The sequence below is a fragment of the Streptomyces sp. NPDC036984 genome (assembly GCF_055607665.1).
Genome location: NZ_JBVJRL010000002.1, coordinates 627,526 through 641,987, shown reverse-complemented (window position 1 = coordinate 641,987; position 14,462 = coordinate 627,526). Strand labels below are relative to the sequence as shown.

Annotated in this window: 12 protein-coding genes; 3 read left to right on the top strand and 9 right to left on the bottom strand. The window is 71.5% G+C overall.

The window, feature by feature from the left end; genetic code table 11:
• Positions 1-409: 409 nt before the first annotated feature.
• Positions 410-1,417: a stage II sporulation protein M gene (locus ACZ7DL_RS06900; RefSeq protein ID WP_470771963.1), complete on the bottom strand. Its 1,008-nt coding sequence runs from the start codon at positions 1,415-1,417 to the stop codon at positions 410-412.
• Between the two features lie 143 nt (positions 1,418-1,560).
• On the opposite strand from ACZ7DL_RS06900, the gene ACZ7DL_RS06895 reads away from it, so the two are divergent.
• Positions 1,561-2,607 carry an RDD family protein gene (locus tag ACZ7DL_RS06895; protein WP_470771962.1) on the top strand — a complete coding sequence of 349 codons (1,047 nt, stop codon included), beginning with the start codon at positions 1,561-1,563 and terminating at the stop codon, positions 2,605-2,607.
• A 90-nt stretch (positions 2,608-2,697) separates the two neighbouring features.
• Here ACZ7DL_RS06895 and ACZ7DL_RS06890 read toward each other — a convergent pair whose 3' ends face one another.
• Together ACZ7DL_RS06890 and ahcY are read right to left on the bottom strand one after the other, a co-directional pair.
• Entirely contained in the window at positions 2,698-3,312 is a 615-nt protein-coding gene (locus tag ACZ7DL_RS06890) for a hypothetical protein (RefSeq protein WP_470771960.1), read from the bottom strand.
• A gap of 183 nt (positions 3,313-3,495) precedes the next feature.
• Entirely contained in the window at positions 3,496-4,953 is a 1,458-nt protein-coding gene (ahcY, locus tag ACZ7DL_RS06885; protein WP_470771958.1) for an adenosylhomocysteinase, read from the bottom strand.
• 461 nt (positions 4,954-5,414) lie between these two features.
• Between ahcY and ACZ7DL_RS06880 the strand changes: the two genes are divergently transcribed.
• Together ACZ7DL_RS06880 and lepB are read left to right on the top strand one after the other, a co-directional pair.
• A complete protein-coding gene (locus ACZ7DL_RS06880; protein ID WP_470771957.1) occupies positions 5,415-7,679 on the top strand; it encodes a fructose-specific PTS transporter subunit EIIC in 2,265 nt (754 codons plus the stop codon).
• Between the two features lie 348 nt (positions 7,680-8,027).
• Positions 8,028-8,579, top strand: a complete 552-nt coding sequence (gene lepB / locus ACZ7DL_RS06875; protein ID WP_470772007.1) for a signal peptidase I — start codon at positions 8,028-8,030, stop codon at positions 8,577-8,579.
• A 21-nt stretch (positions 8,580-8,600) separates the two neighbouring features.
• On the opposite strand, the gene ACZ7DL_RS06870 is transcribed toward lepB, so the two are convergent.
• The 6 genes from ACZ7DL_RS06870 to ACZ7DL_RS06845 form a co-directional block, all read right to left on the bottom strand.
• Positions 8,601-9,581: a cation diffusion facilitator family transporter gene (locus ACZ7DL_RS06870; protein WP_470771955.1), complete on the bottom strand. Its 981-nt coding sequence runs from the start codon at positions 9,579-9,581 to the stop codon at positions 8,601-8,603.
• Positions 9,582-9,752: 171 nt separating this feature from the next.
• Positions 9,753-10,904 (bottom strand): mannose-6-phosphate isomerase, class I, encoded by a 1,152-nt coding sequence (gene manA / locus ACZ7DL_RS06865; RefSeq protein WP_470771954.1) that lies wholly within the window; start codon positions 10,902-10,904, stop codon positions 9,753-9,755.
• Between the two features lie 94 nt (positions 10,905-10,998).
• Entirely contained in the window at positions 10,999-12,126 is a 1,128-nt protein-coding gene (locus ACZ7DL_RS06860; RefSeq protein ID WP_470771952.1) for an SIS domain-containing protein, read from the bottom strand.
• Positions 12,127-12,181: 55 nt separating this feature from the next.
• Positions 12,182-12,352 carry a Trm112 family protein gene (locus ACZ7DL_RS06855; protein WP_470771950.1) on the bottom strand — a complete coding sequence of 57 codons (171 nt, stop codon included), beginning with the start codon at positions 12,350-12,352 and terminating at the stop codon, positions 12,182-12,184.
• A 73-nt stretch (positions 12,353-12,425) separates the two neighbouring features.
• Positions 12,426-13,790, bottom strand: a complete 1,365-nt coding sequence (locus ACZ7DL_RS06850; RefSeq protein ID WP_470771948.1) for a phosphomannomutase/phosphoglucomutase — start codon at positions 13,788-13,790, stop codon at positions 12,426-12,428.
• A gap of 171 nt (positions 13,791-13,961) precedes the next feature.
• Positions 13,962-14,387: a DUF3499 domain-containing protein gene (locus ACZ7DL_RS06845; protein WP_470771947.1), complete on the bottom strand. Its 426-nt coding sequence runs from the start codon at positions 14,385-14,387 to the stop codon at positions 13,962-13,964.
• Between the last annotated feature and the right edge of the window lie 75 nt (positions 14,388-14,462).

Below are 14,462 nucleotides of genomic sequence, written 5' to 3'. Positions count from 1 at the left end.
TTGGCACGCTGTTGAGTTCTCAAGGAACGGTCGCTTCCTTTGTACTCACCCTCTCGGGCTTTCCTCCGGGCGCTTCCCTTCGGTCTTGCGTTTCCGACTTTATCAGATCTTTTCTCGATCCGATTTCCTCGGCGCTTTCCAGGTTCTCGCTTTCGCGTTTCCCTTTCCGGCGGTTCCGACTTTATCAGAAGTTCTTGGCCGGTCGAACCGGCCGCTCATTTCTGAGTAATCGGGGGATGCTTCTCGGAATGTCACTCAGGACTTCTGAGGAAGCTCATAGATTCTATCGGCTGCCGCGGAGCCTGTCCAGCTCCACGCAACTGTTTGAATCTACCTCCCCACTCCCTCCGTGTCAACGGCTCTTGCGGGGCGAAGAGGAGATTAGCAGCTCACAGGGGTCGAACGCACATCAGGCTGCGGTGGGGACGGAGGCGCTGCGGTCCGTGGCCTCGAGATCGCCCGTCTCACCGGCGCGAGCCGCGCGGCCGCCCAGGACGTAGACGTACGCCAGAAAGGCCAGCTCGGCCACGACTCCGATGCCGATGCGAGCCCAGGTGGGCAGGCCGGAGGGGGTGACGAAGCCTTCGATGGCGCCGGAGACGAACAGGACCAGGGCGAGGCCGATCGCCATGCCGATGGCGGCTCGCCCCTCCTCCGCAAGAGCCGCGCGCCGGGTGCGCGGGCCGGGGTCGATCAACGTCCAGCCCAGGCGCAGGCCCGTACCGGCCGCGACGAAGACCGCGGTCAGTTCGAGCAGACCGTGCGGAAGGACCAGTCCGAGGAAGGTGTCGAGCCGGCCCGCCGAGGACATGAGGCCGAAGCCGACGCCCAGGTTGAGCATGTTCTCGAAGAGGATCCAGAGGACGGGCAGTCCCAGGAAGACGCCCAGGACCAGGCACATCGCCGCCGCCTGAGCGTTGTTCGTCCACACCTGTGCGGCGAAGGCGGCAGCGGAGTGGCTGGAGTAGTAGGTCTCGTACTCGCCGCCGGGGCGGGTCAGCTCGCGCAGCTGGCTGGGGGCCGCGATGGACGACTGCACCTCGGGGTGGGTGCCGATCCACCACCCCAGGAGGATGGCTATGGCGGTGGAGACGAGCGCCGTGGGAACCCACCAGTGGCGGGAGCGGTAGACGGCGGCCGGGAAACCCTGGGTCAGGAAGCGCGCGACGTCACGCCACGAGGAGCGGCGGCTGCCTGCCACGGCACTGCGCGCGCGTGCCACGAGTTGACTGAGCCGTCCTGTCAGCTGCGGGTCCGGAGCGCTGGACTGGATGAGGGACAGGTGGGTGGCGGTGCGCTGGTAGAGGGCGACGAGTTCGTCTGCTTCGGCGCCCGTGAGGCGGCGCCGGCGGCGGAGCAGCGCATCGAGCCGGTCCCATTCGGCTCGGTGTACGGAGACGAAGACGTCCAGGTCCATCGGGTCTGCCTGCTCCTCGGCTGGTCGTGCACGGCTCGTCGTGGATGCTCGCGATTGTTGTCAGCTTGTCGTACCGCGACGCGATGCGCCCACAGCTTGGCAGACTTGCGGTGCAGGGGGCGGACCAGGGAAGGACGGCGGGCGTGAGTGAGCTGGTGACGGGCGAGGCGGTGGCTCTCGAACTGCGGCCCGCGAAGCTGCCGAGCAGGGCGCTGGCCGTGTTGCTCGACCTGGTGGTGTCCGTGGTCGCGTACATCGTCGTGGTCACCGTGCTGGTGGCGTCCACGGCGTCGCTGGACGAGGCCGCACAGGTGGCGCTGTCCATCGCGTCGTTTCTGCTGGTGCTGGTCGGCGGGCCGATCGCGGTGGAGACGCTGAGTCACGGGCGTTCACTGGGGAAGCTGGCTTTCGGGCTGCGGGTGGTACGGGACGACGGTGGGCCGATCCGGTTCCGGCACGCGCTCGTGCGCGGCGCGATCGGGGTGGTCGAGATCCTCATGACGTTCGGGGTCGTCGCCTGTATCGCCTCGCTGGTCTCGGCGCGGGGGCGGCGGCTCGGGGACGTGTTCGCGGGCACCCTGGTCGTGCGCGAGCGGATACCCGCCGGGCGGACCGGTTTCGTTCCGCCTCCGCCGCCGTGGCTCGCGGGGCGGTTCGCCGAGCTGGATCTGTCGGCGGTTCCGGATGGGCTGTGGCTTGCGGTCCGGCAGTACCTGACCCGGATGCAGCAGCTCGACCCGCAGGTGTCGGCGGGTATGGCCCAGCGGCTGGCGGCCGACCTCGCGGCGCACACCGGTGCGCCGATGCCCCGGGATCTTCCTCCGGCCCTTTTCCTTGCGGCCGTGGTGCATGAGCGGCAGTCCCGTGAGGCCCGGCAGGCGTTCGGCCGCGGTGGTTTCGCCCCGCCGATGCCGCAGCTCCTGGCACAGCCGATGGCTCAGCCGGGTGCTCCGACCTTCCCCCAGCAGTCCCCGGCTTCGTACCAACACCCTCCGGCGCCGTCCCAGCAGCCGCCGGCCTCGTACCGGCCTCCCGCGGCGTGGCCCCAGCCTTCCGTCCAGCCCGCTCCGGCCCTGGAACGGGCCCCGCACCCGCAGGCCCCTTTCGCTCCCTCGCCCGCGCCGCTGCCGGACGAGGCACAGGCCGACCGTCCGGCCCGACCGGCCACCGGGTTCGCGCCACCGGCGTAGCTCACCGCCCGCCGGCATGGCTTCCCTCCGTCGGCGTGCAGAGGGATGCGGTCGGGCCGGGTGCACCGGGCCCGGCCGGCGGCGGTGCGTTCAGTCGAAGCGGGACGGCGGTGCCTGAAGGTCCTCCAGCTCGATCCCGGGTGCGGCCAGGACGACGTCGCCGGCGATGTGGACGGCGTGCTGTTCGCCGGTGTCCAGGGCTGTGACCTGGTATTCGTCCACGATCAAGGAGCCGTTGTCAGTGGCGTGTGCTTCGCTGTTCACCAGAGCCCAGGACTGGTCCACGGTGCGGGGGGCGAGGACCGGGTCGGTGAAAGCCACGAGGCGTACGCGGGTCGCGGCGGACGAGGGGGTGAGGCGCAGCAGCCGGGCGGTGGCGACGAGGAACGCGGGGGACGTGCCGGTGAAGGCGTGGGCATGCACATTGCCTTCGGTGGCATGGGTGCCGGTGGGGTCGGTACGGACCCAGGTGACGCCGTCGAGAGCGGCGCCGCGCACCTGCCAGCCACCCGCGTGGAGTTCGAGGCGGATGGGGCGGCCGAAGTCGTCCAGAGCGAGGTCGACCGAGCCGCGGTCGTCGCCGGCGGGACCGGTCAGCCGGGAGACGTAGCGCCAGCCGGACGGGCCGGGGGCGCACTGGAAGTGCTCTTCGGCGAGGGGGGTGTGATCGTGCGGATCGTGGAGCGAATATCGGCCGCGGGGCATGGGGGTCCTGGGTCTTGACGGGCTGGTCCGGCCGACAGCCATGGGTCGGCGGGCCACATCGGGGGGCCAAAAGGGCAGGCCCCCGGCACGGGGGTGCGGGGGCCTGCCTCGAAGGACCTGCTGCCGGGAGGGGTGCGTCGGTGTACCGGCGCACCCCCCCGGCGGGCCGGATGGGGATCCGGCTCAGTAGCGGTAGTGGTCCGGCTTGAAGGGGCCGTCGACCTCCACGCCGATGTACGCGGCCTGCTCCGGGCGCAGCTTGGTGAGCTTGACGCCCAGCGCGTCCAGGTGGAGGCGGGCGACCCTCTCGTCGAGGTGCTTGGGCAGCACGTAGACGCCGATCGGGTACTCGTCGGGCTTGGTGAACAGCTCGATCTGGGCCAGGGTCTGGTCCGCGAAGGAGTTGGACATCACGAACGACGGGTGGCCGGTGGCGTTGCCCAGGTTCAGCAGGCGGCCCTCGGACAGCACGATGATCTTCTTGCCGTCGGGGAAGGTCCAGGTGTGGACCTGCGGCTTGACCTCGTCCTTGACGATGCCCGGGATCTTGGCCAGGCCGGCCATGTCGATCTCGTTGTCGAAGTGGCCGATGTTGCCGACGATCGCCTGGTGCTTCATCTTCGCCATGTCCGACGCAAGGATGATGTCCTTGTTGCCGGTGGTGGTGATGAAGATGTCGGCGGTCTCGACGACCTCGTCCAGGGTGGTGACCTGGTAGCCGTCCATCGCCGCCTGGAGGGCGCAGATCGGGTCGATCTCGGTGATGATCACGCGGGCGCCCTGGCCGCGCAGGGACTCGGCGCAGCCCTTGCCCACGTCGCCGTAGCCGCAGACGACGGCGGTCTTGCCGCCGATCAGGACATCGGTGGCGCGGTTGATGCCGTCGACCAGGGAGTGGCGGCAACCGTACTTGTTGTCGAACTTCGACTTGGTGACGGCGTCGTTGACGTTGATCGCCGGGAAGAGGAGGGAGCCCTCGCGCTGCATCTCGTACAGGCGGTGGACGCCGGTGGTGGTCTCCTCGGTCACGCCGCGGATCTCGGAGGCCAGCTGGGTCCACTTCTGCGAGCCGTCCGTGATGGTGCGGTGCAGGAGTTCGAGGATGACGCGGTGCTCGTCGGACTCGGCGGTGTCGACGGAGGGGACCTTGCCGGCCTTCTCGTACTCGACGCCCTTGTGGACGAGGAGGGTGGCGTCGCCGCCGTCGTCCAGGATCATGTTCGGGCCGCCGGTGGGGCTGTCCGGCCAGGTCAGCGCCTGCTCGGTGCACCACCAGTACTCCTCCAGGGTCTCGCCCTTCCAGGCGAAGACCGGGATGCCCTGGGGGTTGTCGGGCGTGCCGTTCGGGCCGACGGCGATGGCGGCGGCGGCGTGGTCCTGGGTGGAGAAGATGTTGCAGGAGGCCCAGCGGACCTGGGCGCCGAGGGCGACCAGGGTCTCGATGAGGACGGCGGTCTGCACGGTCATGTGCAGCGAGCCGGTGACACGGGCGCCGGCGAGGGGCTGCGCCTCGGCGTACTCCTTGCGGATCGCCATCAGGCCGGGCATCTCGTGCTCGGCGAGGGTGATCTCCTTGCGGCCGAACTCGGCCAGCGAGAGATCGGCGACCTTGAAGTCCTGTCGGTTGTCGACAGTCGTCATTGCGAGCTGCTCCTCGGGGTTGGGTCGAGGTAAGTGGGTACGGCTGGTCTGCGCGGCGGCGGACACAGGGGTGCCCGAAAAGAGGACACAGGCATGCCCACGTACGCGCAGCGCAGTCCGTCGGAGGCCCTCTCTCCCTCGGCCGATCCGCGTGGGACCGCCCGACCGCCATCAGCAGCGACGTCTGGCTCCGTCCCAAGCTACACCGGAGGACCCGGTCGACCCCAGTCCGCATGCGCATACTTCGGGCCGTTCGGCGATCGGTTCGGGGGCGGGCGCGCAGGGTCGGGGTTGTGCGGAAACCGTGGAACCGGCGCCGACATACCGGTTTGAACTGGGACTTTTACCTCTCCGGGGCGGGAGTGGGGTGGTGCAGGATGCAGGGGGACCGGGATGTTCCGGTTCCGCTCGCGGGGCGTCCGGGACGGCGCCGCGCGCGACGAAGGCGTGAGGAGAGCGACGTGACCAGTCCGGCCGGGCCACCCGTGACGGGTGGCCGCGATGACGAGCGGCAACCGTTGAAGCTGCTGGCTGTGACCGCCTGCCCGACCGGCATCGCACACACGTACATGGCGGCTGAGAAGCTCGCGCAGGCCGCGGCGAGCCGGGGCATCGAGCTGAAGGTGGAGACGCAAGGATCGATCGGGGCTGAAAATGTACTTGCTGACAACGATGTCAGAGATGCGGACGGCATCATCGTCGCCGCCGACAAGGACGTCGACCTGAGCCGCTTCACCGGCAAGCGCGTGCTCACGGTCGGGGTCGCCGAGGGCATCCGCCACCCCGAGAAGTTGCTCGAGCGGGTGCGGTCGGCGCCCGTGCACGGCGCTCCCCAGGCCGGTCCCGGGCAGGGGTCGACGAGGGGCGCGGGCGGTGGCCGGGAGCGCGGGCCGGTGTACAAGGCGCTGATGAACGGCGTGTCGTACATGATCCCGTTCGTCGTCGTCGGCGGGCTCCTGATCGCGGTCTCGCTGGCGCTCGGCGGCCATGCCACCGCCAAGGGCTATGTGATCCCGGACGGCACCTTCTGGGCGCACGTCAACGCGATCGGCGGGATCGGCTTCCAGCTGATGATCCCGATCCTGTCCGGTTACATCGCCTATGCCATCGCCGACCGGCCCGCGCTGGTTCCGGGCATGATCGGCGGCTGGATCGCCAACACCGGGGCGCTGTACGGCTCCAAGGCCGGCGCGGGCTTCATCGGGGCGATCGTGACCGGCTTCCTCGCCGGGTATCTGGTGCTGTGGATCAAGAAGGTCCGGGTGCCGAGGTTCGTGCAACCGATCATGCCGATCATCGTGATCCCGATCGTGGCGACGACGGCGCTCGGGCTGTTCTTCGTCTACGTCATCGGCAAGCCGATCTCCTGGGTGTTCGAACACCTGACCAGCCGGCTCGGCGGGATGACCGGCACCAGCGCCGTACTCCTCGGGGCGCTCCTCGGCCTGATGATCGCTTTCGACATGGGCGGGCCGGTCAACAAGACGGCGTTCCTGTTCGGCGCGGGGCTCATCGCGAGCGGCAACCAGACGGTGATGGGCATGTGCGCGGCGGCGATCCCGGTGATGCCGCTCGGACAGGGCCTGGCCACGCTGATCCGCCGGCGGCTCTACACCGAGCAGGAACGGGAGACGGGTCTCGCGGCCCTGTTCATGGGCTGCTTCGGTATTTCCGAGGGCGCCATCCCGTTCGCGGCGGCCCGGCCGGCGCAGGTGATTCCGGCGAACATGCTGGGCGGCGCGGTGGCCGGCGCGGTCGCGGGACTGGCCGGGGTGAAGGACGCGGTGCCGCACGGCGGGCCGATCGTGGCGGTGCTGGGCGCGGTGAGCGGGGTGCCGATGTTCTTCGTGGCCGTGGCGATCGGCACGGTGGCGACGGCACTCACGACGGTGACGCTGGTCGACGTGAGCGGGCGGCAAAGGCAGGCCGAGGCCACCGGGGAGGCACCGGGTGCGGCCGGGCCGGTCCCGGCCGGCGCGGATGCCGGGGTGGCCGTACCCGGGCAGGCGGGACGGGAGCCTTCGCCGGACGGTGCGCCCACCAGCGAGGCGGAGGCCGCCGACAAGGCACAGGCTGCCGTCGAAGCGGAGGCTGCCGTCGAGGCCGCGGCGGCGCGCGGATCGGGAGGGCGGAGTGCGACCGCCGAGTCCGCCGCGGGGCCGGAGGCCACGGCTGTCCCCGACGCCGCCGCGGGGCCCGAGGTCGCGGTTGTGTCCGAGGTCGCGGCTGTGCCTGAGGCCGCCCAGGTTCCCGAGGTCGCGGCCGTGCCCGAGGTGCTGTCCGGGTATCTGACCGAGCGGACCGTGCGGGTCGCGCTCGGGGCGGCGGAGAAGGAGGCCGCGATCCGGGAGATGGCGGAGTTGCTGGCGCGCAGCGGCCGGGTGGCCGATGTGGCGGAGCTGGTGGCGACCGCGCTGCGGCGTGAGGAGCAGGGCACCACCGGGCTCGGCGAGGAGATCGCGATCCCGCACGCCAAGACGGACGCGGTGACGGCGCCGGTCGTCGGTTTCGCCCGGTCGGCGGAGGGCGTCGAGTGGGGGTCGCTGGACGGTACGAAGGCCCGGCTGATCTTCATGATCGCCGTACCGGAGGCAGCCGCGGGCGACGAGCACCTGCGAATCCTCGCGATGTTGTCCCGCAAGCTGATGGACGCCGGGTTCCGGGAACGGCTGCTCGCGGCGCAGGACGAGCGGGCGCTGCTGGACGTGCTCGGGGAGGTCGGGTGAGACGGGCGCGCTGAGGCCGCGGAGTGCGGGTCCCGCCCGACTGGCCCGCACGCGCCTCGCTTCGGGACCGAAGAGTGCGGGTCCTGCCCGAGTTGCCCGCACTCGCTTCGCCCTCCGGCGGAGTTCACGTAATGCGCTTCCCGGAGAAGCGGCCGTGGAGCGTTCGCAGAAAGCCGCTATGCTCCGCGCCGCGGACGGGCCGCGTGGGGAGGGTGGGACATGGCACGCAGAGGGCGCGGGCTCGGGATCGCGGCGCTCGTGGTGGGGCTGCTGGGGGTTCTGCTGGCCGGCGGCACCTATCTGTACGGACGCGGCGCGTACGGCACGGGCACCCTGCCCAGCCAGAGCATGGAGCCGACGTACCAGCGGGGTGAGCGGATCGTCTGGGAGCGGGTGGACGGGAGCGAAGTACGACGCGGTGACGTCGTGATGTTCTCGATGCCGGGGCGCTACCGGGCCGGCGGTGTGCTCATGCAGCGGGTGATCGGCGTGGGCGGAGACCGGGTGGCCTGCTGCACGGCCGTCGGCACCGAGGAGCGGGTCACCGTGAACGGCAAGCCGGTCAGGGAGCCGTACGTCTACGACGGCGACGCCGACGGGGTGCACCGGCCCTACGACGTGACGGTGCCGAAGGGCCGGCTGTTCCTGATGGGCGACCACCGGTCCAACTCGATGGACTCACGCTTCTTCGCCGACGATCACGGCGGGACCGTCCCCGTGGACGCCGTGCAGGGACGGGTGACGGACGACCGTACGGGCCCGGCGCTACTGGGTACGGCCCTGCTCGTCGGCGGGGTGCTGGTCCTCACCGGCGTCGGGCTGGGGATCGGCTTCCTGGTGGTACGGCGGCGGAAGACGCCGGCGGTGCCGCCGGCGCCCTGGCCCGTGCAGCCGGTCTGACCGCAGCCGCAGTGGCGGAGGTCAGTGACCGGCGGGGTGCGGGGTCGGGCCGCCCGGGGTGGCCTCCGGGTCCGGGCCCTTGGCGGCCTCGGTCTCGCTGTAGATGTCGGGTTCCAGGTAGATGACGCGGGCGATGGGGACGGCGGCGCGGATACGGGCCTCGGCGGCGTTGATGGCGTTCGCGACCTCGGTGGCCGTGTCGTCGTGCTGGACGGCGATCTTGGCGGCGACCAGCAGCTCCTCGGGGCCGAGGTGCAGCGTGCGCATGTGGATGATGCCGGTGACCGTCTCCCCGTCGACGATCGCGGCCTCGATCTTCTTGACGTCCTCCAGGCCCGCGGCCTCGCCGAGCAGCAGCGACTTGGTCTCGGCGGCCAGCACCAGGGCGATGAGGACGAGCAGGACACCGATGCAGACGGTGCCGATGCCGTCCCAGACGCCGTCGCCGGTGAGCAGGGCCAGGCCGACACCGCCGAGGGCGAGCACCAGGCCGATGAGCGCGCCGAAGTCCTCCAGGAGGACGACGGGCAGTTCGGGCGCCTTGGCGCGGCGGATGAACTCCTTCCAGGAGAGCTTGCCGCGCAGTTCGTTGGACTCCTTGATGGCCGTGCGGAAGGAGAAGCCCTCGGCGATGATCGCGAAGATGAGAACGCCGACCGGCCAGTACCAGTGCTCCACGTCGTGCGGGTGGCTGATCTTCTCGTAGCCCTCGTAGATCGCGAACATGCCGCCGACCGAGAACAGGACGATGGAGACCAGGAAGGCGTAGATGAACCGCTCGCGGCCGTAGCCGAAGGGGTGTTGCGGGGTCGCCTCGCGCTGTGCCTTCTTGCCGCCGACCAGCAGCAGGAACTGGTTGCCGGAGTCGGCGAGCGAGTGGACGCCCTCGGCGAGCATCGAGGAGGAGCCGCTGAACGCGAACGCCACGAACTTCGATGCCGCGATCGCGAGATTGGCGCCGAGTGCCGCCACGATCGCCTTGGTACCGCCTGACGCGCTCATGTGTCCGCGTTGTCCCTTCGCCTCTGTCGCGCTCGTCCGTCCGTCCGGGCGTGTACCCGGCTTTGCCCGGCCTTTGCCGGTGGGCCATTCTTGCAGCCCGGCCGGGTATCGGTGCGTCAGGTATCCACAACCCCGGTCATATGATCGGCCGGCCGTCCACAGCCTGGTCGGTCAGACGATCACCGTGGCGCGGAAGACCGTGCCCGCGCCCGAGATCTCCGCCTTCTCGCCGGCCGGGACGAAGACCGACTGACCGGGGCGCAGCTGGTGCTCGCCCGCCCGCACGGAGCCGGCCGTGCAGAGCAGGATCTGCGGGGTGTCCCGGGTGACGTCGTGGACGCTGCCCCCCTCGGGGAGGACGAACCGGGAGAGCCGGAACTCGTCGATCGGCGTCTCGTAGACCTCCTCGCCGTCCGGAGAGGCCTCCGGGCGCAGCACGCCCGGGTCGCTCGGTTCGAAGCGGACGATCCGCAGCAGTTCGGGGACGTCGACGTGCTTGGGGGTGAGGCCGCAGCGCAGGACGTTGTCGGAGTTGGCCATGATCTCGACGCCGAGGCCGCTGAGGTAGGCGTGCGGGATGCCGGCGCCGAGGAACAGGGCCTCGCCGGGCTGGAGCCGGACGTGGTTGAGCAGCATGGCCGCGATGACGCCGGGGTCGCCCGGGTAGTGGTGGGCGATGTCGGCGTAGGGGGCGTAGGCGCCGCCGAGGCGGGTGCACGCGGCGGTGGCCTCGGCGACCGTGTGGGCCATCTCCTCCGGGTCGGCGCCGAGGAGGGCGGTGACGACCTCACGCAGGGCCGCGTCCTCGGGGTGGGCGTGCAGCAGGTCGACGTACGGCTTCAGGGAGTCGACGCCGAGCCCGTCGAGGAGCTCGGCGGTCCGGTCGGGGGCACGGAAGCCGCACAGGCCGTCGAACTCGGTGAGCGCGCAGATCAGCTCGGGCTTGTGGTTGGCGTCCTTGTAGTTGCGGTGCGGGGCGCCGACGGGGATGCCGCGCCGCTCCTCGTCGGCGTAGCCCTCCTTGGCCTGCCTCAGGTCGGGGTGCACCTGGAGGGAGAGGGGTGCGCCGGCGGCGAGGATCTTGAGCAGGAACGGCAGGTGCGGGCCGAACCTGGAGACCGCGCGGGCGCCCAGTTCCCGCTCCGGAGCGGCCTCGATGACCTCGACGAGGGTGCCGCGCGCGGTGCGCGACGGGGCGCCCGGGTGGGCGCCCATCCACATCTCCGCCTGGGGTTCGCCGGTCGGCTCGACGCCGAGGAGGTGCGGGATGGCGGTGGGGGAACCCCAGGCGTAGGGGCGGACGGTGTTGTCGAGGCGGTCCATGTGTCTTCTCTGTCTCCGTACGTACGCTGCTCGGCCGGCGATGCCACTTCTTCTCGCGCCCCTGGTGGGCGCGAGCGGTCGGCCAGGAGCCAGATCAGGCCCCCGAAGCGAGCGCCAGGTAAACGGCGGCGAAATCCGTGACGGCGATCAGTTCCGCGAGGGTCTCCAGCTCGCCGCCCTCCTCCGGTTCGAGTTCGCTGATCGGCGTGTCGTGGCTGAGGGCCAGGTCACGGGCGGCGGGGGCGGCGGTGAGACCGCCGCTCGGGCGGTCACGGAGAAGCACCACGCGCGCGTGCAGCGCGGGCGGCTCCTCCACGCGGTCACGGAAGAAGTCGTCCGGGTTTGCGCTGGCGGCGAGCGGGCCGGCCAGCAGGGCGCTGTGCGCGGCGAGCGCCTCGGGCAGTTCGGCGACGAGGGCGGGGCGGCCGGCGAGTTCGGCGAGCGCGGCGGCGAAGCGGCGGCCCGCCGGGCCAGCCGAGGTGCCCTCCGTCCACACCACGGGGAGCGCGTCGGCGAGTTCGGCGGCGAGGGTCTTGGCCGAGTTGCTGTAGGTCGCGATGGCCGGGCCGCAGCGCTCCGCGATGTGGTCCAGACGGTCGGCGATCTTCTCCAGGGCGTTCGGTGGGGCGGCGATCAGGCCGATCCGGTCCAGGAGCGCCAGCAGGGGGCTCAGCAGGGCCCAGAAGACGCCCGGGGAGGACGCGGCGAGCGGTTCCTCCTGGTCGTACGGTGCCGTCGCCATCGGTACGAACAGGCCGTGCGCGCCCTCGACCGCCTCGGCGAGCGGGGTGCGCGGCGGGGCCACGGCGACGACCGAGCAGCCGCGGCGGTAGGCCTGGTCGGCGAGGAGGGAGAGGCTCGGCTCGGTGCCGTCCGGGGTGGCGATCAGCAGCAGATCGACGGACCCGGCCCAGCCCGGCAGCTCCCAGCGCAAGGCGCCCGCGGCCGGGGCGACGCCGGAGGGGGCCAGCCGGACGACGGGGCTGCCGGGGCCGGCCAGGGTGCCGAGGAGGTCGGCGGTGTGGGTGGCGGCGGCGCCCGGTCCGGCGATGAGGACAGCGCGTGGGCGGCCGTCGGGTTTGAGCTCGCCGACGCCGGCCTCGGCGGCGTGCCGGGCGGCGGTGCGCACGCGGGCGCCGGCCTCCGCCGCACCGCGCAGCAGCCCCCGGTGGTCGGCCTCGGCGAGGCCCTCCGGGGTATCGAGCAGCGATTCGTCCAGCATGGGCGGCAGCCTCCGGTCGCCGGGGTCCTGGGGTGCTACGCGGGGAAGGGCCCTGTCACTCGGGGCGGCGGGCCTCGTCGACCAGCAGGACCGGGATGCCGTCGCGGACCGGGTAGGCGAGGCCGCAGTCCTGACCCGTGCAGATCAGCTCGGACTCCTGCTCCTTCAGGGGAGCATGGCAGGCCGGGCAGGCGAGGATCTCCAGGAGGCCGGCTTCGAGCGGCATGGGGTGTCCCTTCAGAGGGCGGGTATGCGTCTGTGGATGTGCCTGGTCAGGTTACCGCTGATGGGCAGGGCGCTCAGCCTCTGATGATCGCCAGCGCCTCGTCCCTGATCTTCGTCATCGTCGCCTCGTCCTTCGCCTCCGCGTTCAGGCGGAGCAGGGGCTCGGTGTTGGACGGGCGGACGTTGAACCACCAGTCGGCCGCTGCGACCGTGAGGCCGTCGAGGTCGTCGAGGGTGACGTCGGCGCGGCCCTCGTAGGCGGTGCGGATCGCGGCGAGGCGGGCGGACTGGTCGGCCACGGTGGAGTTGATCTCGCCGGAGCCGGTGTAGCGGTCGTACTGGGCGACCAGGCCGGACAGCGGGCCCTCCTGGCCGCCGAGGGCCGCGAGGACGTGCAGGGCGGCCAGCATGCCCGTGTCGGCGTTCCAGAAGTCCTTGAAGTAGTAGTGGGCCGAGTGCTCGCCGCCGAAGATGGCACCGGTGCGGGCCATCTCGGCCTTGATGAAGGAGTGGCCGACCCGGGTCCGGGCCGGGGTGCCGCCGTGCTCCCGTACGACCTCGGGGACCGTGCGGGACGTGATCAGGTTGTGGATGACCGTGCCCTTGCCGCCGTTGCGGGCCAGCTCCCGGGCGGCGACCAGCGCGGTGATCGCGGACGGGGAGACCGGGTCGCCGTTCTCGTCCACGACGAAGCAGCGGTCGGCGTCGCCGTCGAAGGCGATGCCGAGGTCGGCGCCCTCCGCCGGAACCCGCTTCTGGAGGTCGACGAGGTTGGCCGGGTCCAGCGGGTTGGCCTCGTGGTTCGGGAAGGTGCCGTCCAGTTCGAAGTACATCGGGACGAGGCTCAGGGGCAGGCCGGCGAACACCGAGGGGACCGTGTGGCCGCCCATGCCGTTGCCGGCGTCGACCACGACCTTCAGCGGGCGGATGGCGGTCAGGTCGACCAGGGAGCGCAGGTGCGCCGCGTAATCCTCCAACGTCTCGCGCGAGGAGAGGGTTCCCGGCCGGGCCACGGGCTCCGGGGCGCCTTCTGCCAGCCAGCGCTCGGCCAGCTCGCGGATCTGCGTGAGGCCCGTGTCCTGGCCGACCGGGGCGGCGCCCGCGCGGCACAGCTTGATGCCGTTGTACTGGGCCGGGTTGTGGGAGGCCGTGAACATCGCGCCCGGGAGGTTCAGTGCGCCCGAGGCGTAGTACAGCTGGTCCGTGGAGCACAGGCCGATCTCGGTGACGTCCACGCCGCGGTCCGCCGCGCCGCGCGCGAAGGCGCGGGAGAGGCCGGGGGACGAGGGCCGCATGTCGTGGCCGACGACGATGGCCGCCGCTCCCGTCACCTCCGCGAAGGCGGCACCGAAGAGTCCGGCCAGTGACGCGTCCCACTGGTCCGGGACCACTCCGCGCACGTCGTACGCCTTCACGATCTGCGACAGATCAGCAGCCACGGCCAACCCTCCTGAAAGTCCTATGGGGTGCCCACAAACTACCCGTCGGGAGGACGGGCGGGGTGCGCGGACACCGGGTGGACGCTCGGTGGACCCCCACCCGTAACGCCGGGACGGGGCGGACCGTCACGCCTGGCGGGGGTGGCGTGGGGTGGCGCTCGGTGGTGGCGCTCAGTTGTCCGGGGAGCGCAGGACCCTGAGGTGGCCCCGGCGGGCGACCTCCATGGGGTCCGCGGTGCGGGGACCGCCGCCGCCCGCCTCGGCCGCGCGCTGCTGCGGGCGGGCCGCCTCGCGTACGGCGTTGGCAAGCGCTTCCAGATCGTCCCCACTGGGCCGCGCGGGGGCAGAGCTGTCGAGGAGGCGTACGACCTCCCAGCCGCGCGGGGCGGTGAGGCGCTCGGAGTGCTCGGCGCACAGGTCGTAGCAGTGGGGTTCGGCGTAGGTGGCGAGCGGGCCGAGGACCGCGGTCGAGTCGGCGTAGACGTACGTCAGCGTCGCGACGGCGGGTCGGCCGCAGGCGGTGCGCGAACAGCGACGTACAGGGCTCACGACGTTGGACGGTACCGCACTCTTGAGCGGGCCGCGACGACTCCCCACCAGGTCACTCCACTGTGTCGTACTGTGAAACGCCCCACACACCCCTGCGAGCGCACCCCGCTGACCTGCACCGAC